The sequence below is a fragment of the Streptomyces sp. BYX5S genome (genome assembly GCF_054724165.1).
Genome location: NZ_CM138829.1, coordinates 5,973,344 through 5,994,805, shown reverse-complemented (window position 1 = coordinate 5,994,805; position 21,462 = coordinate 5,973,344). Strand labels below are relative to the sequence as shown.

The following is a 21,462-nucleotide window of genomic DNA, read 5'->3' as shown; positions in this document are numbered from 1 at the left end:
ATGGCCGATGAGCAGGGACAGCGAGCGCGCAGGGGGCCTGGGCGGCCGCGTCAGGAGCACGTCACCCGGGCCGTGCTCGAAGCCGTCGTCGAGCTCGTCGCCGAGGAGGGCATGGGCGCGCTGACCATGGACGCCGTCGCGACCCGCGCCGGGGTCAGCAAACCGGCCATGTACCGCCGCTGGCCCACCAAGCAGGACCTGATCATCGCCGCCGCCGAATCCCGCGTCGGGGCGCTGACCGTGCCCGACATGGGCGACTTCCGGGCCGAGCTGCGCGCGGTCCTCATGGAGCGTGTGCGCGCCTACCGGCAGCCGGGCGTCGGCCGGCTGCTCGCCGGGGTGATCAGCGCGGCGGCGGAGGCGGGCGCGGGCCGTGAGGCGTTCCAGGCGTACGTGACGCGCGTGACGAGCGAGACCCGGCATGTGCTGGAGCGCGGCATCGAGCGCGGTGACGTGCGCGCCGACGTCCCGATCGTCGACGTCACGACTCTCGTCGCGTCCTCGCTGGTCTTCCGGCTGGTCGCCGAGCAGCGGGAGCCGGACGTGGACCTCGTCGACTCCGTGGTCGACCTGATCGGCAGGGCGGTCGCCGTCGGGCCGTGACCGGCCGCTGACGGCACGTCATCACCGCACCGTGCCGGGCGAGTTGTCGCCCGGCACGGCTTTCGCGCTGCCCGCGTGCCACCCCTCGCGTCCTGTGCGGCCTTCCTGAAATCCATGACCCCGGACCCCTTGCCCCGTCGCGCCGCAATATCGATACTGCCGGTTACGTAATAACGTTCGCTGTTGGGAGGGACCCCCCATGCACGACGTCGCGACGGCTCCCGTCGAGGACCCCAAGCCGATCCTGGACAAGCCCCTGATGCGCTACGGGCGCCGCGTCCTCGACCGGCTCGCGCCGGGAGCGGACCAGGTCGACTACAAGCTGTTCGAGGTCAACCCGCTCACCCCGCACTTCGGGGCCGTGCTCAGCGGTGTCGACCTCACGAAGCCGATCACCGAGGAACTCGCCGAGGAACTGCGCCAGGCCCTCCTCGAATGGAAGGTGATCTTCTTCCGGGGGCAGACCGGCTTCCAGGCCGAGAACCACCTGGAGCTGTCGGCCGTCTGGGGTCCACCGGAACCCAACCCGTTCTTCCCCAGGACGGGGACCGTCGGCCTGTCCCGGCTCGCCAAGGACGCCAAGGCGGCGGGCAACAAGAACATCTGGCACAGCGACCACTCGTTCATGGCCAACCCCTCGCTCGGCGCCGTGCTCCGCGCCGTCGAGGTGCCCGCGGCGGGCGGCGACACCATGTGGTGCGACATGGGCGCCGCCTACGACAACCTGCCCGACGACCTCAAGGAGCGGATCGAGAACCTCACCGCGGTCCACGACTGGGAGGCCAGCTGGGGCGCGCTCATGAACGACGAGCAGAAGGCCGCCTTCCGCGCCGACTGGCCGCAGGTCGAGCACCCCGTCGTCGTCCGCCACCCGCGCAGCGGCCGGAAGACCCTGTACGTGAACGAGCCGTTCACCCGGTACATCAAGGGCCTGTCCGAGGCGGAGAACCGCGAACTCCTCGACATCCTCGTGCTCCAGGCGCGCATCCCCGAGTTCCAGATCCGCTTCCACTGGGAGCCCGACTCGATCGCGATCTGGGACAACATCGCCGTCCAGCACTACGCGGTCAACGACTACTTCCCCGCCAAGCGGGTCATGGAGCGCATCGCGATCGCCGGCGTGCCGCTCTCCTGAGCCGTCACACCGAAGCGCCGGCTCCGGACCGCACCGCGCCCGCCGACCGTGGTGCGGGCCGGCCCCACCCCTCATCCCCGCCCTTCCACCTGGAGGCCCCATGACCGCGGCACCGACCCTGCCCCAGCAGCCCGCTGGGGACGTCGAGGTCACCCGTGGCAGCAGTGCCCGCGCATGGACGGTGACCGCGCTGCTCGTGGTCTTCATGATGGTCAACTTCGCTGACAAGTCCGTGCTCGGCCTCGCCGCCGACGAGATCCGCGCCGACCTGCACCTGAGCGCCACCGAGTTCGGCCTCGCCAACAGCGCGTTCTTCCTGCTCTTCTCCGTCGCCGCGATCGCCGTCGGCATGGCCGCCGACCGGGTGTCGCCGAAGCTGCTGCTCCTGGTGATGGCCGTGCTCTGGTCCGTGGCGCAGGTGCCCGCGGCCATCGGCGGGGGACTGGCCGTGCTCATCGGCTCGCGGATCTTCCTCGGCGCCGCGGAGGGCCCCGCCTTCCCCGTCGCCCAGCAGGCCACGCTGTCCTGGTTCCCCAACGGCAAGCGGAACCTGCCCGGCGCGCTCATCACCATCGGCATCACGCTCGGCGTGATCGTCTCCGCGCCGGGCCTGTCCTGGGTGATCCAGCACCACGGCTGGCGCTCGGCCCTGTGGGTGCTCGCCGCGATCGGCGTGGTGTGGGCGGCGCTCTGGTCCCTGTTCGGAGCGGACAGCCCGCGGGCCCGCGTCACGCGGGCCGTGGACGACGGCGCGCCCGCGGTCCCGTACCGGCGGATCTTCGCCAGCCGTACGTGGCTCGGCAGCACCCTCGCGTACTTCATGAGCTACTGGTCCGTGGCGCTGATGCTGGTGTGGATGCCGTCGTACCTGCGCAACGCCCTCGACTACTCGGCGGCCACCGCCGGAAAGCTCGTCGTCCTGCCCTGGGCGGTCGGCGCCGTCGTGCTGCTCGGGCAGGCCGCGCTCACCGGCCGGCTGATGCGGCGCGGCGTCGCCAGCCGGAAGGCGCGCGGCTGGGTCGGCGGCGGCATGCTCGCGATCGGCGCCGTCTGCTGCCTGCTGACCCCGTTCGTCGATTCGGTGCCCGCGCAGACCGTGCTCGTCGCCCTCGGCTTCGGCTTCAGCGGCTCGTACGCCACCGTGGCCGCGACCACCGTCGCCGAACTCGCCCCGGCCGCCCGCAGCGGTGGCGCCCTCGGCCTCATGAACGCCCTCGTCACGGTCTCCGGGCTGCTCGCGCCCGCCGTCGTCGGCGCCCTCGTCGACGCGCGGGGCGACGCCGGGTACCAGCAGGCGGTGCTGCTCACCGGCGTCCTCGTCGCGATCGGCGCCGCACTCGCCTTCGCCCTCATCGACCCGGAGCGCGACCGCGCACGGTTGACCGTCTGACCCCGCGTCACGCAGCCTGACCCTTACCGGGGGTTACCCCCGGATGCAATGATCGTCGGACGAACACCCCACTGTCTCCGACCCCTTCACCCCCACCCGCGTTCCCTAGGAGTTGACCGTGAGCGCCGCAGCAGCACTCGACACCGCACCGCTGGACCAGGCCGTCCTCGACCTGCGCGAGCACGCGTCGTCCTGGACCGCGACGCCCCTGGACGAGCGCATCGCGCTCCTGGAGCGGACCCTCCCGCGGATCGCCGAGGGCGCCGCCGCGATGGTCGCCGACGCGGCCGCCGCCAAGGGCTACGCCGAGACCTCCCCGTGGGCCGCCGAGGACTGGATCACCGCGCCGTGGGCCCTCGCGCAGCCGATCACCGCGTACCTGCACGTGCTGCGCCGCCTCGCGGCCGGCAAGGGACCGGTCGACCCCGCGTCCGTGCGCAGCCACGAGGGCCGCACCGTCGTCGACGTCTTCCCCACCCTCGCCACCGACCGGCTGCTGCTCAACGGCTTCTCGGCGCAGGTGTGGACGCTGCCCGGCACCACCCGCGAGCAGGTCCTCGCCCGCGCGGCGGGGGAGTACCGGGGCCGCCCCGGCGAGCCGACCGTCGCGCTCGTCCTCGGCGCCGGGAACGTCGCGGCGATCACCCCGCTCGACATCCTCCAGAAGCTGTACGCGGAGGGCCAGGTCGTCCTCGCCAAGATGAACCCCGTCAACGCGTACCTGCGCCCGCACTTCGAGAAGGTCTTCGCCGAGTACGTGGACCGGGGCTGGGTCCGCTTCGTCGACGGCGGCGCCGCCGAGGGCGCGTACCTCACCCAGCACGAGGACATCGACACCATCCACGTCACCGGCAGCGAGCGCACCCACGACGCCATCGTGTGGGGCACGGACGAGCAGGCCGAGCGGCGCCGCGCCGCCGACACCCCGCTCAACGACAAGCCGTTCACCAGCGAACTCGGCGGCGTCAGCCCCTGCATCGTGACGCCGGGACCGTGGAGCGACGCCGACTTCCGCTTCCAGGCCGAGCACATCGTCACCAGCAAGCTCAACAACTCGGGCCACAACTGCATCGCCACGCAGGTCCTGGTGGTGCCCCGCGAGTGGGACGGCACGGAGAAGCTCCTCGCCGAGATCCGCACGGTCCTGCGCGAGCTGCCGCCCCGCCCCGACTACTACCCGGGCGCCGCCGACCGCGTCGCCAAGGTCACCGACGCCCACCCGGCGGCGGAGCGGCTCGGCGTCGACGACTCGTGCCGGGTCCTCGTCCCCGAGATCGAGGGCATGGACGACGTGCTGCTCACGGACGAGGTGTTCGCGAGCGCGCTCGGCGTCGTCCGTCTCCCGGGCGCCGACGCCCCCCACTTCCTCGCCGCGGCGACCGAGTTCGCCAACGACCGTCTCCCCGGGACCCTCGGCGCCACGCTGCTGGTCCACCCGAAGACGGAGCGCGCCCACTCCGGCGCCGTCGCGGACGCCATCGCCGGGCTGCGCTACGGCACGCTGGGCGTCAACGTCTGGTCCGCCTTCGGCTTCCTCCTCGGCTACACGCCGTGGGGCGCCTTCCCCGGCAACACGCGGCAGGACATCGGCAGCGGCATCGGGTTCGTGCACAACGCGTTCATGCTGGAGGACGTCGAGAAGACGGTGGTCCGCGCCCCGTTCGCCCCGTCGCCGCGCGGCCTCTTCACCGGCTCCCCGTCCCTCTCCCCGCGTCCCCCGTTCTACGTCACGAACCGCACGGCCCTGACCACGATGAAGCGCCTCACGGCCTACACGACATCCCCGTCCCCGACCAAACTCCCGGCCATCTTCGCGTCCGCCCTGCGCGGCTGACAACCCACCCGTTTCCCGGGGCTCCGCCCCGAACCCCGCTCCTCAATCGCCGGAGGGGCTTGATTCAAGCCCCTCCGGCGATCGATCCTTCCAGCCCCGCCGGCGCGGAGCCCGGTCTTTCCAGCCCCGACGGCGCTTGAGTCGCGGGGCTCGGGGCAGGGCCCCGATTTTTCCAGCCTCGCCGGCGTTTGAGGCGCGGGGTCCGGGGCGGAGCCCCGGGGCGTGGGGGTGGTCGGCCGCGCACCGCCCGCCGCGGCGCTCAGCCGCTGAGGACGCGCGCCTTCTCCGCCGCGAACTCCTCATCCGTCAACAACCCCTGCGCCTTCAGCTCCGCCAGCGCCTGGAGCTGCGACACCCGATCCCCACCCGCACCTCCCGGCGCCGCCGCCGGAGCAGGCGCCGGGGCGGGGGCGGGGGCCGCCTCCCACTCCCGCCGCACGTCCCGCTCGGACATCCGCCGATTCACCCCCCGCGACACCGCCGTATGCGTCGCGGAGATCGCCGCCGTACGCGCGATCGTGCCAAGAAGTCCGGGCCGTCCGAATCGCTGCGGCATGCTGACCGCCTCCTCGTTCCTACGCGTGAATGTGTCGTCAGGCCGTCGCGAGCGCCTCGATGGCCTCGTTGACGGTCTCCCGCGGAATCCGCTCCAGCATCAGCACCCGCCCCCGCGAATCCCGCACGGCCGCGCCCAGCCGCGCCGCCCAGGTGTTCTCCCAGGCCAGCACGAGCGCGGACGACTCGGCCGGAAGGTTGTCGGAGACGGTCCTCAGGTCCTCGTCGCTGAGCAGGTCGAAGCGCACGTCAGCGACCTGCTGGAACAGCTCGGTGACCTCGGGGTCGCCCAGTTCCACCACATCCACGGACCCGTCCGCCGCCTTACGGATGAAGCACAGGTCGAGGATCCGCACGGTCCCGTCCCGCTGCATGTCCCGCAGCGCCGGCGCGATGTCGCCGTTGAACCGGTTGCCCTCGAAGGCGAGCACGGCGACGTCCACCGGGCCGACGGTGTCGGTGTTGAGACCACTGGTCACGGGCGAGCACCTTCCCTAGGTCTCCGCACAGGAGTAAAGCGAACAAAACGGATTAAACAGATGAAACGGATACTAGGGTGAGGGTACAGCGGACGGCGCGGACTGCGCGTCCAGGAGTTCCGCGAGACCGCGCCGGGTGGCGGCGAGGACGACCCGGTCGGTGGAGCGCAGCACGTGACCGGGGTGCAGCTCCCAGATGAGCCCCGGCCCCCGGTCCGCGTCGTCCTCCTCCGGGGCGGCGCCGAGGTCGGGCCGGCGTTCGTCCGGCTCGGTCGAGTCGATGGCCAGCACCCGCCAGGCCCCGGGCCGGAACGACTCGGCGACCGTCCGCCCCTCCAGGTGCGGCAGGCCCGCCACGTCCAGCGCCGCGAACAGCAGTACCTTGCGCTCCACCGGGATCGCGCCGAGTATGTGCCGGCCCATCATCGCCCCGGCGAACGCGGGCGCCGCGAGGGTCGTGACGCTGCGGCTGCGGGTGAGGGCGCGCGGGTGCGCGGCGCGCAGCGTGCGGTAGACGGCGGTGGCGAAGGCGTCGTCGTACAGGCGCAGGCTCACCTGGAGGTCCGGCTTGAGGGAGCGGGCGTACAGGGCGGATTCGAGGTTGGTGGTGTCGAGGCTGGTGAGGGCGAGCAGGGCGCGCGCCCGGTGCACCTTGGCGGCCTCCAGGACCCCCTCGTCGCGTACGTCGCCGAGCACCGTCGGCACGCGCAGACGGCGGGCGAGCGGGATACCGCGGGCCTCCGGGTTCTCCTCGACGCACACCACCGGGACACCGAGTTCGTGCAGCCGGGCCAGTACGCGGGTGCCGATCTTGCCGAGGCCGAGCAGCACGATGTGGCCCGACAGGCCGCGCGGCGGGCGGCGCAGCGCGGACGCGTTGCGGAAGGTGCCGAGCGCCTCCAGTACGGCGGCCATGAGCACGGGCAGCAGCAGCAACCCGGCGAACCCGGTGAGGAGTTGGATGATCTGCCGGGAGGCCGGCTCCCCGATGGCCGGGTCGTCGATGGCGAACAGGTCGAGCATGGTGAGGTACCCGGCCCGCAGCGGGTTCGGCTCCGTCGTGGCCCACGTGGCGAGCGCCAGACCGAGCACGCACACCGCGAGCCCCGCCAGGGTCCAGCGCACCCGGCGCGAGAACAGCGAGCCGAACGGCAGCGCCCGCACGGCCGTGCGGCGCGGCACCAGCGTCGACTCCGCGGGCGTCACCGTGTCGAGGACGAGGCTGCCGCGGCCCGTGACGGTGCGGACCGCCTCGTCGTCCGGCAGCAGCAGCGGCTCCACCTGCCCCGAGGGATCCGAACCCGCCGGGTCCGAGGGGTCGTTGTTCGACGGCGAGAGCAGCGCGAGCGTGCACAGGCCCGGGTGGACGACCCGGCCGCGGCCGCGCGGGGCGCGCTCGACCGCGCGCAGCAGCAGCCCGTCGGCCTGCACGACCTTGCCGGTGCCCGCCACCGCGGTCGCGGCGAGCGCGGGAGCGGCGGTGTCCGCGTCCGACAGGATCGTCGTGGACGTGTCGAGGGCCTCCGGGTCGAGCCCCGGCTGCGCCAACGCGGCCGCCTGGTCCAGGAGTTCGGCGAGATGCTGGCCCAGCTTGCGGTCGAAGAGCCGGATGACGAGACGCAGGCGCGGATTGAGACGGCGGGCCGCCAGCGCGGCGCGGATGTTGGTCTCGTCGTCGTCATGGACCAGCGCCAGCGCGTCCGCCCGCGCCACCCCCGCCTCCATCAGGGCGTCCTCGCCGAGCACCGCCGCCTCCATGACGCGCGGCGCCTGCCCGGCGAGCGAGTCGCCCTCGGCCGGCACGACCCTGCCCATCGCCGCCTGCAACCGGTTCAACAGGGCCGCGGCCCGGACCCGGCCGCCGCCCTCCTGCTGCGGCTCGCCCGCGGTGCGGATCGACGGGACGACGATGGTGACCTGGGCGCGGTACAGCTCGCGCAGCTCCGCGGCGAGCCGCTCGGCGAGCGCGTCGTCGCCGCACACCACCATGTGGCGTGGAAGGGGCGTCTGTTGGGGGTGAGGGGGCCGTGGCGGCTGGTGGGGAAGTGACACCGTGTCATGGTGCGTGTTCGTGGTGTGCGGCGTCCACCGACTCCGGGGGGCACCCCGTGAAAAACCGGTGGCGGGCGGGTGGTGCCGGTGACTATCGTCGTCGGCACCACGGTGGCGGACGCCGCCGTCGAGTGAGTGAGCCGAGCGATCCAGGAGGTGTTGACCGATGGCTGTCGATGCGATGGGCGCTGCCCGCATCCGGAAGTTCATCCAGTCCACCTCTGTGGCCACCGGCTGACCCGATCACCTCAGTTCGATCGTTCGTCATGGCGCCGGGGCCGCCCATCGAAGGGTCACCCCTTGTCTTCGTCGTCCTCATCGACTCCGTCCTCTTCTCGTTCCATCACCGAATCCCTCGCCGCGTACGGCTGGGACTCCCACTGGGCGGATGAGTTCGCCCCCCATGCCGCGCGCGGACTCGTGCCCGGCCGCGTGCTGCGCGTCGACCGCGGGCAGTGCGACCTCGTCACCCCCGAGGGGGTCGTCCGGGCCGACACCGAGTTCGTCGTGCCGCGCGACCCCATGAAGGTCATCTGCACCGGGGACTGGGCCGCCGTCGACCCCGACGGCGCCGACCCCCGCTACGTACGGGCGTATCTGCCGCGGCGCACCGCCTTCGTGCGCTCGACGTCCTCCAAGCGGTCCGAGGGGCAGATCCTCGCCGCGAACGTGGACCACGCGATCATCGCGGTCTCGCTGGCCTCCGAACTCGACCTGGGACGCGTCGAGCGGTTCCTCGCCCTGGCGTGGGAATCGGGCGCCCAGCCCCTCGTCGTCCTCACCAAGGCCGACCTCGTGCCGGACCCGGTCGGCCTCTCCTACCTCGTCTCCGACGTCGAGACGACCGCGCCCGGCGTGCAGGTACTGCCCGTCAGCGCGCTCGACGGCAGCGGTACGGAGGTGCTGCGGGCGGTCGTCGCCGGGGGTACGTCGGTGCTGCTCGGGCAGTCGGGTGCGGGGAAGTCGACGCTGGCCAACGCGTTGATGGGCGCGGACGTCATGGACGTCCGGGCCGTGCGGGACGCGGACGGCAAGGGCCGTCACACGACGACCACCCGCAATTTGTTCGTCCTGCCGGACGGCGGCGTCCTCATCGACACGCCGGGGCTGCGGGGCGTCGGTCTGTACGACGCCGAGGCGGGTGTCGGGCAGGTGTTCGCGGAGATCGCGGAGCTGGCGGCGGACTGCCGGTTCCACGACTGCGCGCACACGGTCGAGCCGGGGTGCGCGGTGCTCGCGGCGCTGGAGGACGGGTCGTTGCATCAGCGGCGGCTCGACAGCTATCGCAAGCTGTTGCGCGAGAACGAGCGGCTCGCGGCGCGGACGGATGCGAGGCTGCGGGCGGAGATGCGGAAGGTGTGGAAGCAGCGGGGGGCGCAGGGCCGTGCGGCGCTCGAGGCGAAACGTGGGCTCCGCTAGGCGCTGATGCGCGGTACCCCGGGGTTACGGCCTCGGGGCTCCGCCCCGAACCCCGCTCCTCAATCGCCGGAGGGGCTTGAGGCGGGCCGGAGAGCCGTGTCCGATTTCCGCTAGTCCCGGGGGTGCGTCGGGGGGAGACTGGTGGGGTGATGACCGAGGAAGAGTTGCGGTACGAGGCCGTGCGGAGCAGGGACGCGAGGTTCGACGGGGAGTTCTTCTTCGCCGTCGAGACGACCGGTATCTACTGCCGGCCGAGCTGCCCCGCGGTCACCCCGAAGCGGCGGAACGTCCGGTACTACGCCACGGCGGCCGCCGCCCAGGGCTCCGGGTTCCGGGCCTGCCGGCGCTGCCGCCCCGACGCGGTGCCGGGTTCCGCCGACTGGAACGTGCGGGCCGACGTCGTGGGCCGGGCGATGCGCCTGATCGGTGACGGTGTCGTCGACCGGGAGGGCGTCGGGGGTCTCGCCACCCGGCTCGGCTACAGCCCCCGCCAGGTGCAGCGCCAGCTCACCGCGGAACCCGGGGCCGGACCCGTCGCCCTTGCCCGCGCCCAGCGCGCCCACACCGCCCGCGTCCTGCTCCAGACGACCCCGCTGCCGATCACGGAGATCGCCTTCGCGGCCGGTTTCGCCAGTGTCCGGCAGTTCAACGACACCGTCCGCGCGGTCTACGCCCGCACCCCCACGCAACTGCGCGCCGAGGCCCCGGACAAGCGCCGCGCGGGCGCCCCCGCGGCGGGGATTCCGCTGCGGCTCGCGCATCGGGGCGCCTATCAGGCCGGTCCTGTCTTCGCGCAGCTGCGGGCCCAACTCCTGCCTGGTGTGGAGGAGTTGAGCGTCGTTGTCGTCGGCTCGCGGCGCTATCGGCGTGCCGTGCGGCTGCCCTACGGCACCGGTGTCGTCGGTGTCGACGAGGCGACGCACGCGCAGCCCGGCGCCGGGGCCGAGCACCGTGGCGGGTGGCTCGACGTCCGGATACAGCTGACCGATCTGCGCGATCTGACCACGGCCGTCGGGCGGCTGCGGCGGCTGTTCGACCTCGACGCCGACCCGTACGCCGTCGACGAGCGGCTCGGCCTCGACCCGCGGCTCGCCCCGCTGGTCGCCGCCCGCCCCGGCCTGCGCTCGCCCGGAGCCGCCGACCCCGACGAACTGGCGCTGCGCCTGGTCGCCGGACCCGAGGAGGCCGCCCGGCTCGTCGAGACCCACGGCAAGCGGCTCGACGCCGCCTGCGGCAGCATCGACCGGCTGTTCCCCGAACCGGCCGACCTCGTCGACGAACCGGGCCCCGTCGGCGCGCTCGCCCGCGCCCTGCACACTGGCGCCCTCCGCCTCGACGCGGGCGCCGACCGCGACGAGGCCGGGGCCGCGCTCCGCGCCCTGCCCGGCATCACGCCGCGCACCGCCGCCCTGATCCGGATGCGCGCCCTCGGCGACCCGGACGTGGCCGTGCCCGGCGACCCCGTGACCGATGACGCGTGGCGCCCCTGGCGCTCGTACGTGCGTCAACACCTCATCGCAGAAGGACAGTTGTGACCGCTGTGAACACCGTGTACTGCACGACCGTGGCCAGTCCGCTCGGTGAGCTGCTGCTCACCGCCGATGCCTCCGGCGCCCTCACCTCCCTCTCCGTCCCCGGACAGAAGGGCGGTCGCGTCGCCGACGAGGCGTGGGTGCGCGACTCCGCGCCGTTCGCCGAGGCCGAGCGGCAGCTCGCCGCCTACTTCGCCGGTGAACTCAAGGAGTTCCAGTTGGAGTTGAAGGCCGAGGGGACCGAGTTCCGGCGGCGCGTCTGGGACGCGCTCGACGACGTCCCGTACGGCGCCACCACCACCTACGGGGAGATCGCCGCCCGCATCGGCGCCTCGCGCCCCGCCGTCCGGGCCGTGGGCGGCGCGATCGGCGCCAACCCGCTGCTGATCGTGCGGCCCTGCCACCGCGTGATCGGCGCCGACGGCTCGCTCACCGGTTACGCGGGGGGTCTTGAACGCAAGGTGGAGCTGCTGACGCTGGAGGGGGCCCTCTAGAGGGCGAGCGCGACCGCCGCCGTGTACCCGTGCGGCACCGGCACGTCGTACAGCGACCAGCCGTCCGGGGCGCCGGGGGAGCCCGGACGGGTGCCCACGTAGTCGTGCTCCGTGCCGCGCGACAGGCCCGTGCCGAGTCCCTTCAGGTAGGCCTCCTTGCGCACCCAGGCGCGGGCCACGCCGAGCCGCCGCTCTCCGGGGTCCGCGAGGGCCGCGAGTTCCGCGCGCTCCCGCGGGTGCAGCACCTCCGTGAGGTCCTCGGCGGCCTCGGGTGCGGGCAGCTCCTCCACGTCGGCGCCGACCGGTGCGTCGGCCAGCGCCACCAGCGCGAGGTCGCCGCTGTGGGAGAGGGAGAAGTGCGGCCCGGCGGCGTCCGCGAGGGCCGGCCGGCCGTGCGGACCGCCGCAGCCGGGGCACGGCAGCCGCGTGAACCGTACGGCGCCGGGGGCGCGGCCCAGCCGCTCGCCCAGGACGGTGCGGAGCGCGACGTGCGCGGCGACGTAGCGCACCCGGTGCCGGTCGAACCGGAAGGCGGCGGCCCGCCGCGCCTCCTCCGCGTCGAGGACGCCGACGCCGACGCCGACGCCGGCCCGTGCGCCGGGACCGCCCGCGCCGTCGCCGGTCGTCGTGACCAGCCACAGCCGCACCGGCCCCGCCGACGGCAGCTCCCGCACCCCGTCCACGCGTTCCGCATCGCTCACCCGTGCGACCTTACGCGTCGCGCTTCTCGCGGCTGCGCCACCGCACGACGACGTACGCGACGAGGGCGACGACCGCCGCCCCGAGGACCACCTTCGACAGCACGCCGACGTACCGCTCCACCAGGTCCCACTGGTCGCCCAGCCAGTACCCGGCCATGATCAGCGCCGCGTTCCAGATCAGCGAGCCGACCGCGGTCAGCGCGAGGAACACCGGCAGCCGCATCCGCTCCACGCCGGCCGGGATCGAGATGAGGCTGCGGAAGATCGGCACCATGCGGCCCAGCAGCACCGCCTTCGTCCCGTGCCGCTGGAACCACGCCTCCGTGCGCTCCAGGTCGGAGACCTTCACCAGCGGGAGCCGCTCCCACAGCGCGTACATCCGCTCGCGGCCGATGACCCGGCCGATCCAGTACAGGACCGCCGCGCCGATCACCGAGCCGAGCGTCGTCCACACGAGGGCCGAGACCAGCGTGATCGAGCCCATGCTCGCGGCGAAGCCGGTCAGCGGCAGGATCACCTCGCTCGGCAGCGGCGGGAACAGGTTCTCCAGGGCGATCAGGAGGCCGGCGCCGGGCCCGCCGAGCGTGCCGATGAGGTCGGCGGCCCAGCCCGCCAGACCGCTGGTGGGCTCCGCGGGGGCGGCCAAAGTCACAGAGTGCATGCGAGGTCTGTCTCCAGGCGTGGACGATTCCCCGATAGTAATGGTTTGGCAAAGTCCTTTCGTTCCGGGGGTGTTCACCGCCGCCCGCGACGCCCGCCGGACCCGCCTCCGCTCAGCCCCAGATCACCGCGCCCAGCCACGCCCCCACGATCAGCAGGCACGTGAACAGCTCCACCAGCACGTTCGAACCGCCCGCCCGCATCGCCGTCCGCGTCGACGCCAGCGCGTCCCCGTGCCGCCCGAGCCGCAGCCGCTCGGACACGTAGATCCCGCCCATGAAGCCCGGGATCGCCCCGATCACCGGCACCACGCAGAACCCGACGACCGCGCCCGCGCCCGCCCAGACCTCCAGGCGCCGGGTCGCGCCCGCCTGCCTCAGTCGGCGCGGCGGCAGCTGCCAGCGCAGCACCTGGGAGGCGAGCAGCACGACGGTCGCGCCGACCAGGACCCCCCAGGCGAGCCCGTTGGGGTCCCGCAGCGCCCACACGGCGACCGCGGCCCACACGAGCCATGAACCCGGTACGCCCGGCACCATCACCCCGCACAGGCCCAGCGCCATCACGGCACCGACCAGGAGGAGTTCCCACGCTCCCATGGGCCCAGGGTCCCCCATACCGGTCGAAAGTGCAGGTCAAACGGGTCCGAACGGCAACCTCGTGAGACTCAGCGGGCCACCCAGCCCCGCGCGTACGCCTGCCACCCGAGCTGCAACCGGGTCGTCACGCCCGCCAGCTCCATCAGCCGCTTCACGCGCCGCTGGACCGTCCGCAGGCCCAGGTCCAGCTGCTTCGCCACGCTCGCGTCGGTGAGCCCCGCCAGCAGCAGCGAAAGGATCTCCAGATCGGTGGTGTCGGGACCCTCGGCGACGGCCTCGGCCACCTCCCCGGCCGCCCCGAGCCGCAGCGGCAGCGCCTGCTGCCACACCGCCTCGAACAGCCCCGACAGCGACTCCAGCAGCCCGCTCGCGTGCACCACGAGGGCCGCGGGCTCGGATCCGCTCGACGTCAGCGGCACCATCGCGAGCGTCCGGTCGGCGACGACCAGCGTGGTCGGCACCCGGTCCGCCACCCGCACCCGCTCGTCGCGGCCGAGCGCGGCGGCCAGCTCGGACAGCCCCTCGGGCCGGGAGAGGGCCGCCCGCTCGACGACCACCCGGTGGTTCACGCCCCGGGCGACGGCCCGGACGGCCGCCTCGTCGTCCCGCCCGGCGACCGCCGCCGGGGCGCCGGTGACCAGCGCGCAGACCTCCTCGCTCGCGCCGAGCCGGATCTGGAGGAAGCGCTGGGCGACCGCGGCCGCGCCGGTCACCACCTCGACCAGGTCGTGCGCGGCCGGCTCCACGGCCCGGCCCCGGTACTCCTCGGCCAGCCGCGCCGCCGCCACCTCCGCCTGCTCCAGCTCGTGCCGCTGCCGCGTGAGCAGGGCGCCGAGCGCGATGCCGGGCGGCGCGGCCACCCAGCGCCCCGCCCGCGCCGACGACTGGGCGGCGAGCCCGTGCCGCTCCAGGCGGCGCAGCGTGTCCTCGGCGGCGTCCGCCGACAGGGCGAGGCGGCGCGCCAGGGCCGCCACGTCGGCGGCCCCCACCGACACCAGGGCGCGGTACGCCGACTCGTCGGTACCGTTCAGGCCGATCGCACCCAGCATGTGGCGTCGCCTCCCCTGCGACCCGGCCGGCTCCGGCCCCGCCCCAGAAGCCGTGCTTCCGGGGGCCGTTGGCGGAATCCGGCCATGGCATGTACCCGCCGCGCCCCATCTTCCCCGCACCGCACACATCTTTGCCACCGTGTGGCCACCGCAGCACCACCAGGACACAGCCGGAACACGCGGGGCTCCGGTTCCACGGACGGGGCGACCCGCGCCCACGACGTTCGCTGATCACCGCCCCCGCGGGCGAATTCTCCGAATACACCGTTTTCGTGCGCCGTTCGCGGTGGAAAATAGGGGCATGAGCCAGCAGGGGGAGAGGCCCGCCGGTCGCCACGCCCAAGAGGGCGACTGGTGGGGGCAGTTGTACGAGTCCGACACCGCCGCCGCCGACACGGGGCCGACACCGACCGCCGACACCGTCGACGACCGCTTCGTCTCGGCCGACGCGGTCACGGCTCCGCCGACCGTCCCCGCTCCTCGGGAGACGCCGGGCCCGCTCGGCCCGGCGTCGGGCCCGTACGTGGACCCGGCCGAGGGGAACGTACGCCGCTCGGAGCCGTCCGAGGGCTCCGCCGCCGACCCACCGTCCCCGCCGCGACCCGAACCCGCCCCGCACACCGCGGACCCGACACCGCCCACGTGGCCGCCCCCGCGCACCGCGCCCACCACCCCGGCGCCGCCCGAAGCCCCGGCCGCGCCACCGGCGCCACCCGTGCCGCCGGTGGATCCGGCGCCGTCCGCGCCACAGGGCCCTCCGGCACCCGAGGTCCCGGCCCTGTCCGTCCCACCGGTGCCACCCGTGCCACCGGTGGACCCGGCGTCGGCCCAGGAGCCCGCGCCGCCCGTGGATCCGGCGCCGTCCCCGCGCGACGCGCCCACCACCCCGGCGCCGCCCGGAACATCGGCCCCGGCCGCACCCGAGGCATCCGTCCCGCCGATGCCACCCGTGCCGCCCGTGGACCCGGCGTCGGCCAAGGAGTCCGTGCCCGAGCGGCAGCCCGACGTGTCGTCCGTGGAGCCGCCGCGGGCCGCCCCGGTGGTCGAGTACGTGGGGGACGGGCCGCCCACCTATGAGGCGGAGCCCACCGCGCTGCCGGGGGCCGATCCCGAGGACCTCGACGATCTCGTGGCCGACACGGTGCTGGAGGGCGCGCGGTACGGGGCCAGTACGCTGCGCGCCGTCTCCGTGCGCGGGGACTCCGCCCGGTACCGGGGCGAGCCGCGCCGCGACAGCCTTCTCACCGCGCGGTTCGGCAGCGGGCCGACCGCGCTGATCCTCGTCGCGATGGCCACCGGCGCCCGCGCGACGCCCGGCGCGCACCGGGCCGCGGCCGAGGCCTGCGAGTGGATCGGCCGGGCCGTCGGACTCAGCCACGCCCGGCTCGCGGAGGACGTGCGGGCGGGCCGCCGCGGCGACCTCAAGTCCGGCCTGCACCGGCTCACCGACCGCAGCCTCGGCAAACTCCGGGCCGGCGCCACCGAACAGGGCCTCGACCCGGACCAGTACGCGGCGACACTGCGCTGCCTGCTGCTGCCCGCCGACCCGGCCTGCCGCACCCGCGTGTTCTTCGGCGTCGGCGGAGGCGGCCTGTTCCGGCTCCGGGACGGCGCGTGGCAGGACATAGAGCCGCACGTCGCGGAGCAGAGCGGCGCCCCCGTCGTCGGCTTCGGCTCGTCGCCCCCGGCCGAGACACCGGACGGCGACCGCCTCACCATGGACCTCAACATCACCACCCCGCCGAGCCCCTACGAACCCGCACCGCCGCCACCCCGCGACGCCTTCCGGTTCCGCGCCTCGGTCGCCCGACCGGGGGACACGCTGCTGCTGTGCTCGGCGGGCCTCGCCGAACCGCTGCGCGGCGAACCCGACCTGGCCCGGCACCTGGCCGACCGGTGGTCGGACGCCGGTCCGCCGGGCCTCGCCGCGTTCCTCGCGGACACCCAGGTCCGGGTGAAGGGATACGCCGACGACAGGACCGCCGCGGCCGTCTGGGAGGCGTGAGCACGCCCCGTATGAATTCATGGAACCCGGAAGCAACGCGATCAGACGCGAAGACCGGGTTCCGAAAGGGCGCGTGAGTCATGGCCAAGCAGAACGTCGCCGAGCAGTTCGTCGACATCCTCGTCCGCGCGGGCGTCGAGCGCATGTACGGAGTCGTGGGCGACAGCCTCAACCCGGTCGTGGACGCGATCCGGCGCAACGACGCGATCGACTGGATCCACGTCCGGCACGAGGAGACCGCCGCCTTCGCCGCCGGCGCGGAGGCCCAGATCACCGGCAAGATGACGGCGTGCGCCGGCTCCTGCGGCCCCGGCAACCTGCACCTCATCAACGGGCTGTACGACGCCCACCGCTCGATGGCCCCGGTCCTCGCGCTCGCCTCCCACATCCCGTCCAGCGAGATCGGCCTCGGCTTCTTCCAGGAGACCCACCCCGACCGGCTGTTCTCCGAGTGCTCGCACTACAGCGAGATGATCTCCAGCCCGAAGCAGATGCCGCGCGTCCTGCAGACCGCCATCCAGAACGCGGTGGGGCAGTCGGGCGTCAGCGTCGTCACCCTGCCCGGCGACGTCGCCGACGAGGCCGCCCCCGAGGGCTCGACGGAGACGGCGATCGTCACGTCCCGCCCCAGCATCCGCCCCGGCGACGCCGAGATCGACAAGCTCGTCGAGCTGATCGACGGCGCCAACAAGGTCACCCTCTTCTGCGGCAGCGGCACCGCGGGCGCGCACGCCCAGGTCATGGAGTTCGCCGAGAAGATCAAGTCTCCGGTCGGGCACGCGCTGCGCGGCAAGGAATGGATCCAGTACGACAACCCGTTTGACGTCGGCATGAGCGGGCTGCTCGGCTACGGCGCCGCCTACGAGGCCACCCACGAGTGCGACCTGCTGATCCTCCTCGGCACCGACTTCCCGTACAACGCGTTCCTGCCGCAGAAGGACGTCAAGATCGTCCAGGTCGACGTGCGGCCCGAGCACCTCGGCAGGCGCTCGAAGCTGGACCTCGCGGTCTGGGGCGACGTGCGGGAGACCCTCAGGTGCCTCACCCCGCGCGTGCAGCCCAAGACCAACCGGCGCTTCCTCGACAAGATGCTCAAGAAGCACGCCGACGCCCTGGAGGGCGTCGTCAAGGCGTACACCCGCAAGGTCGAGAAGCACACCCCGATCCACCCCGAGTACGTCGCCTCCGTCCTCGACGAACTCGCCTCCGAGGACGCCGTGTTCACCGTCGACACCGGCATGTGCAACGTCTGGGCGGCCCGCTACATCTCGCCCAACGGGCGGCGCCGCGTCATCGGCTCGTTCTCGCACGGCTCGATGGCGAACGCGCTGCCCATGGCGATCGGCGCCCAGTTCGTGGACCGCGAACGCCAGGTGATCTCGATGTCCGGCGACGGCGGCTTCTCCATGCTGATGGGCGACTTCCTCACGCTCGTCCAGTACGACCTGCCGGTGAAGGTCGTCCTGTTCAACAACTCCTCCCTGGGCATGGTCGAGCTGGAGATGCTGGTGGCCGGTCTCCCCTCGTACGGGACCACCAACAAGAACCCCGACTTCGCCGGCATCGCCCGCGCCGCCGGGGCCTACGGCGTCCGGGTCGAGAAGCCCAAGCAGCTCGAAGGCGCCCTCAAGGACGCCTTCAAGCACAAGGGCCCGGCCCTGGTCGACGTCGTCACCGACCCCAACGCGCTGTCCATCCCGCCGAAGATCAGCGCCGAGATGGTCACCGGCTTCGCGCTGTCCGCCTCGAAGATCGTCCTCGACGGCGGCGTCGGCAGGATGGTGCAGATGGCCCGCTCCAACCTGCGCAACATGCCGCGCCCCTGATCACACCGGGCGCAGCCGCAGCGTCAGGATCTGGAACGGGCGCAGCCGCAGGGCGAGCCCGGTGTCGGAGGTGTCGGCGGGGCGCAGCGGGCGTTCCAGGAGGTCCGTCTCGTCGGCACCGGCCACCGGGAACGCCGCCGTGAGCACGGCGTCCGCGCGCCCGCCCCGCGACTCGTACAGCCGCACCACGACGTCCCCGCTGCGGTCCTCCGCGAGCTTCACCGACTCCACGGTCACCGCCGGGTTGTCGACCGTGACCAGCGGAGTCACGTCGGGCGCGGGCGCGATCCGCAGCGGCAGGTTCAGTGCGAGCCCCTCCGCCACCGCGTCGCCGGTGCTCGCGCCGGGCAGCAGCGCGTACGTGAAGCGGTGCGTGCCGAGGTCCGTCTCCGGATCGGGGGAGTGCGGGGCGCGCAGCAGGGTGAGCCGGACCGTGGTGCCGAGACCCTCGTCGTGCGCGGCGCGCGTCACGTCGTGCCCGTACGTCGAGTCGTTGACGAGCGCCACCCCGTAGCCCTCCTCCGCGACCCGCAGCCAGCGGTGCGCGCAGATCTCGTAACGGGCCGCGTCCCAGCCGGTGTTGGCGTGCGTGGGCCGGTTGACGTGGCCGAACTGGATCTCGGCGGAGGACCGCTCGGCGTGCACGTCCAGGGGGAACGCCGCCTTGAGGACCTTCTCCGACTCCTGCCAGTCGACGTCCGTGACGACGTCGAGGCGCCGGCTGTCCGCCGCGAGCCGGTACTCCTGTGTGATGCGGGACTTGCCGAAGGAGCGGGTGACGCGGACGGAGACCCGCAGCGGCCCTTCCTCGACCAGCTCCACCGACTCGGCGGCCGTGAGGTCGGTGCGGGTGTGCCGGTAGTGGGCGTCCAGGTCCCAGGCGTCGTACTGCGTGGGGTGGTCGGGGTGCAGCTGGAGCAGGTTCCCCCGGCTGCCGGGGGTGAGCGTCTCACGGCCTCCGTTGGCCAAGTCCCTTACGGAGGTCAGGAGTCCGTCGCTGTCGATGGTGACGGTGAGGTGCTCGTTGGCGAGGACGATCGACTCGGTCTCCGGGGCGGCCGCCGCGTGCGCGCCGGGACCGCGTGTCTTCCCGGTGGTCTCGGTGAGGGTCTGCGCCCCGAGCCCGCCGACGTACACGTGCACCAACTGGCCGTCGTGCGCGACGACTTCACTGCGCGGGTACGGGGAGGCGTTCAGCGCCGACGGCGCGGATCCGCCGAGCCGGTGCACGGCGTCCGACGTGATGTCGTCCAGCTCCGCGAGCACCCGCGCGTACGTCTCGCGGGCCTCCCGGTGGACCCAGGCGATCGAGGAGCCGGGCAGGATGTCGTGGAACTGGTGCAGCAGCACCGTCTTCCAGATCCGGTCGAGCGCGTCGTACGGATAGCTGTACGTCGGGTCGTGCACGGCGGCGGCCGTGCACCACAACTCGGCCTCGCGCAGGGCGTGTTCGGAGCGCCGGTTGCCCTGCTTCGTCTTCGCCTGCGTGGTGTACGTGGCGCGGTGCATCTCCAGGTACAGCTCGCCGGACCACACCGGGGCCCCGGCGCCGTACTCCTCGTGTGCCGCCTCGAAGAACGCGGCCGGCTTCTCGATGTCGACGCGCGGCGAACCCTCCAGGGAGCGCAGGCGGCGCGCCTTCTCCAGCATCTCGCGGGTCGGGCCGCCCCCGCCGTCGCCCCAGCCGAACGGCACGAGGGACTGGGACGCGCCGCCCTTCTCCGCGAAGTTCCGCTCCGCGCGCGCCAGTTCACTCGCGTGGAACTGCGCGTTGTACGTGTCCACCGGCGGGAAGTGGGTGAACACACGGGTGCCGTCGATGCCCTCCCACCAGAACGTGTGGTGCGGCATCCTGTTCGTCTGGTTCCAGCTCAGCTTCTGCGTCAGGAACCACTTGGCGCCCGCCAGCTTCGCCAGCTGCGGGAACGCGGCGGTGTACCCGAAGGAGTCCGGCAGCCAGACCTCCTCCGTCTCCACACCCAGCTCGTCCTGGAAGAACCGCTTGCCGTGCACCAGTTGACGCGCCAGCGCCTCGCCGCCGGGCATGTTCGCGTCCGACTCCACCCACATCGAGCCGACCGGCGCCCAGTTGCCATCCGCGACCGCCTTCTTGATGCGCTCCCAGATGTGCGGCTGGTGCTCCTTCACCCACGCGTACTGCTGCGCCTGCGAGCACGCGAAGACCAGCTCCGGGTAGTCGCGGGCGAGCGCCGTGACGTTCGCGAAGGTCCGTGAGGCCTTGCGGACCGTCTCGCGCAGCGGCCACAGCCACGCCGAGTCGATGTGCGCGTGCCCGGTCGCCGACACCCGGTGCGCGCTCGCGTGCGCGGGCCGGGCGAGGACGTCGGCCAGCTCGGCGCGGGCCGCCGCCGCCGTGCCCGGCACGTCGTGCAGGTCGAGGGCGTCCAGCATCCGCTCCAGGGCGCGCAGGATGTCGTGACGCCGGGCCCGGTCCGCGTCCAGCTCGTGCATCAGCTCCGTGAGCACCTCGACGTCCAGTACGAGGTGCCAGACCTCCTCGTCGAGTACGGCCAAGTCGGCAGACCGGAATCGGTAGATGGGGCGATCTCCTGCGGTCAGTACGTCGCCGAGGAAGGTCGGCTCGAAGTCCCGCAGCACCGTCGGATTGGCCGCCGCCTCAAGGAGCAGCCGCACCGGCTCGCCTCCGGTGGCGCGCGTGGCGATCGTCAGGTGGCGGTTGCGCGGGTGGATGCCCTTGAGGGGGACGCCGGACGCGTCGTAGAGCATCCCCTCGGCCTGGAAACCGGGCCCCTGACCGGAGAAACCGGGATCCACGACCGCCTCGACATGCCGCCCCTCCCACTCCTCGGGGACCGCACCTTCCAAACGGAACCAACTGGTGGACCATGGTTTTCCCCAGTCGGTACCGGGTTCGAAGGGCTCGTACGTCCCTTCCAGGGCCTCGGCCACCGGGACCGGCTCGCCCGGCGCGTGCCAGACGCTCATGCCCAGCGGTACCCGCGCCCCGTACTGCGCGGGCCGCACGAACTGGCGCATGGCCCGCTCCAGGCGGCCTTCCACGAGGTGTCGGTCGTCGTGCACGGCAGCTCCTTCGGTGCTCCGGCGGTGCTTTCCCGGATGCTCGTACTGTGCCGGTCCGGACGGCATCCT

General features: G+C 73.3%; 17 protein-coding genes. 9 read left to right on the top strand and 8 right to left on the bottom strand.

Annotated elements, in window-relative coordinates:
- From ACYBSK_RS27145 to ACYBSK_RS27130, 4 genes are all read left to right on the top strand, one after another.
- The gene (locus tag ACYBSK_RS27145) at positions 1-603 is read left to right on the top strand and encodes a TetR/AcrR family transcriptional regulator (RefSeq protein ID WP_457479854.1); all 603 of its coding nucleotides are present in this window, start codon (positions 1-3) and stop codon (positions 601-603) included.
- A gap of 199 nt (positions 604-802) precedes the next feature.
- Positions 803-1,738 (top strand): TauD/TfdA dioxygenase family protein, encoded by a 936-nt coding sequence (locus tag ACYBSK_RS27140; RefSeq protein ID WP_460243681.1) that lies wholly within the window; start codon positions 803-805, stop codon positions 1,736-1,738.
- A gap of 100 nt (positions 1,739-1,838) precedes the next feature.
- On the top strand, positions 1,839-3,128 hold the full coding sequence (locus ACYBSK_RS27135; RefSeq protein WP_460243680.1) for an MFS transporter: 1,290 nt from the start codon (positions 1,839-1,841) through the stop codon (positions 3,126-3,128).
- A gap of 118 nt (positions 3,129-3,246) precedes the next feature.
- Positions 3,247-4,962 carry an aldehyde dehydrogenase family protein gene (locus ACYBSK_RS27130; protein ID WP_457479851.1) on the top strand — a complete coding sequence of 572 codons (1,716 nt, stop codon included), beginning with the start codon at positions 3,247-3,249 and terminating at the stop codon, positions 4,960-4,962.
- A gap of 259 nt (positions 4,963-5,221) precedes the next feature.
- Here the strand turns inward: ACYBSK_RS27130 and ACYBSK_RS27125 are convergent, their stop codons facing one another.
- The 3 genes from ACYBSK_RS27125 to ACYBSK_RS27115 form a co-directional block, all read right to left on the bottom strand.
- Complete coding sequence (locus ACYBSK_RS27125; RefSeq protein WP_460243679.1) at positions 5,222-5,518, bottom strand: SHOCT domain-containing protein; 297 nt, start codon at positions 5,516-5,518, stop codon at positions 5,222-5,224.
- Positions 5,519-5,555: 37 nt separating this feature from the next.
- Positions 5,556-5,996, bottom strand: coding sequence for a DUF6325 family protein (locus ACYBSK_RS27120; RefSeq protein WP_460243678.1), 441 nt, complete (start codon positions 5,994-5,996; stop codon positions 5,556-5,558).
- 72 nt (positions 5,997-6,068) lie between these two features.
- On the bottom strand, positions 6,069-7,985 hold the full coding sequence (locus ACYBSK_RS27115) for a potassium channel family protein (protein WP_457481874.1): 1,917 nt from the start codon (positions 7,983-7,985) through the stop codon (positions 6,069-6,071).
- Between the two features lie 363 nt (positions 7,986-8,348).
- Here ACYBSK_RS27115 and rsgA point away from each other — a divergent pair, with 363 nt between their 5' ends.
- The 3 genes from rsgA (at position 8,349) to ACYBSK_RS27100 (ending at position 11,493) form a co-directional block, all read left to right on the top strand.
- Positions 8,349-9,467, top strand: coding sequence for a ribosome small subunit-dependent GTPase A (gene rsgA / locus ACYBSK_RS27110; protein ID WP_460243677.1), 1,119 nt, complete (start codon positions 8,349-8,351; stop codon positions 9,465-9,467).
- A 149-nt stretch (positions 9,468-9,616) separates the two neighbouring features.
- Complete coding sequence (locus ACYBSK_RS27105; RefSeq protein ID WP_460243676.1) at positions 9,617-11,002, top strand: DNA-3-methyladenine glycosylase 2 family protein; 1,386 nt, start codon at positions 9,617-9,619, stop codon at positions 11,000-11,002.
- Positions 11,003-11,007: 5 nt separating this feature from the next.
- A complete protein-coding gene (locus ACYBSK_RS27100; RefSeq protein WP_457481873.1) occupies positions 11,008-11,493 on the top strand; it encodes a methylated-DNA--[protein]-cysteine S-methyltransferase in 486 nt (161 codons plus the stop codon).
- On the opposite strand, the gene ACYBSK_RS27095 is transcribed toward ACYBSK_RS27100, so the two are convergent.
- From ACYBSK_RS27095 to ACYBSK_RS27080, 4 genes are all read right to left on the bottom strand, one after another.
- A complete protein-coding gene (locus tag ACYBSK_RS27095; RefSeq protein ID WP_460243675.1) occupies positions 11,490-12,194 on the bottom strand; it encodes a 4'-phosphopantetheinyl transferase family protein in 705 nt (234 codons plus the stop codon). The two genes, ACYBSK_RS27100 and ACYBSK_RS27095, sit on opposite strands and share 4 nt — an antisense overlap.
- 10 nt (positions 12,195-12,204) lie before the next feature.
- Entirely contained in the window at positions 12,205-12,855 is a 651-nt protein-coding gene (locus ACYBSK_RS27090; protein ID WP_457479845.1) for a DedA family protein, read from the bottom strand.
- 112 nt (positions 12,856-12,967) lie between these two features.
- Positions 12,968-13,450, bottom strand: coding sequence for a DUF456 domain-containing protein (locus ACYBSK_RS27085; RefSeq protein WP_457479844.1), 483 nt, complete (start codon positions 13,448-13,450; stop codon positions 12,968-12,970).
- 68 nt (positions 13,451-13,518) lie between these two features.
- The gene (locus ACYBSK_RS27080; protein WP_460243674.1) at positions 13,519-14,499 is read right to left on the bottom strand and encodes a helix-turn-helix domain-containing protein; all 981 of its coding nucleotides are present in this window, start codon (positions 14,497-14,499) and stop codon (positions 13,519-13,521) included.
- A gap of 301 nt (positions 14,500-14,800) precedes the next feature.
- Here ACYBSK_RS27080 and ACYBSK_RS27075 point away from each other — a divergent pair, with 301 nt between their 5' ends.
- Positions 14,801-16,504 (top strand): protein phosphatase 2C domain-containing protein, encoded by a 1,704-nt coding sequence (locus ACYBSK_RS27075; RefSeq protein WP_460243673.1) that lies wholly within the window; start codon positions 14,801-14,803, stop codon positions 16,502-16,504.
- Between the two features lie 80 nt (positions 16,505-16,584).
- Positions 16,585-18,330 carry a pyruvate dehydrogenase gene (locus ACYBSK_RS27070; protein ID WP_457479841.1) on the top strand — a complete coding sequence of 582 codons (1,746 nt, stop codon included), beginning with the start codon at positions 16,585-16,587 and terminating at the stop codon, positions 18,328-18,330.
- On the opposite strand, the gene ACYBSK_RS27065 is transcribed toward ACYBSK_RS27070, so the two are convergent.
- Complete coding sequence (locus tag ACYBSK_RS27065; RefSeq protein WP_460243672.1) at positions 18,331-21,393, bottom strand: alpha-mannosidase; 3,063 nt, start codon at positions 21,391-21,393, stop codon at positions 18,331-18,333.
- Positions 21,394-21,462: the final 69 nt, after the last annotated feature.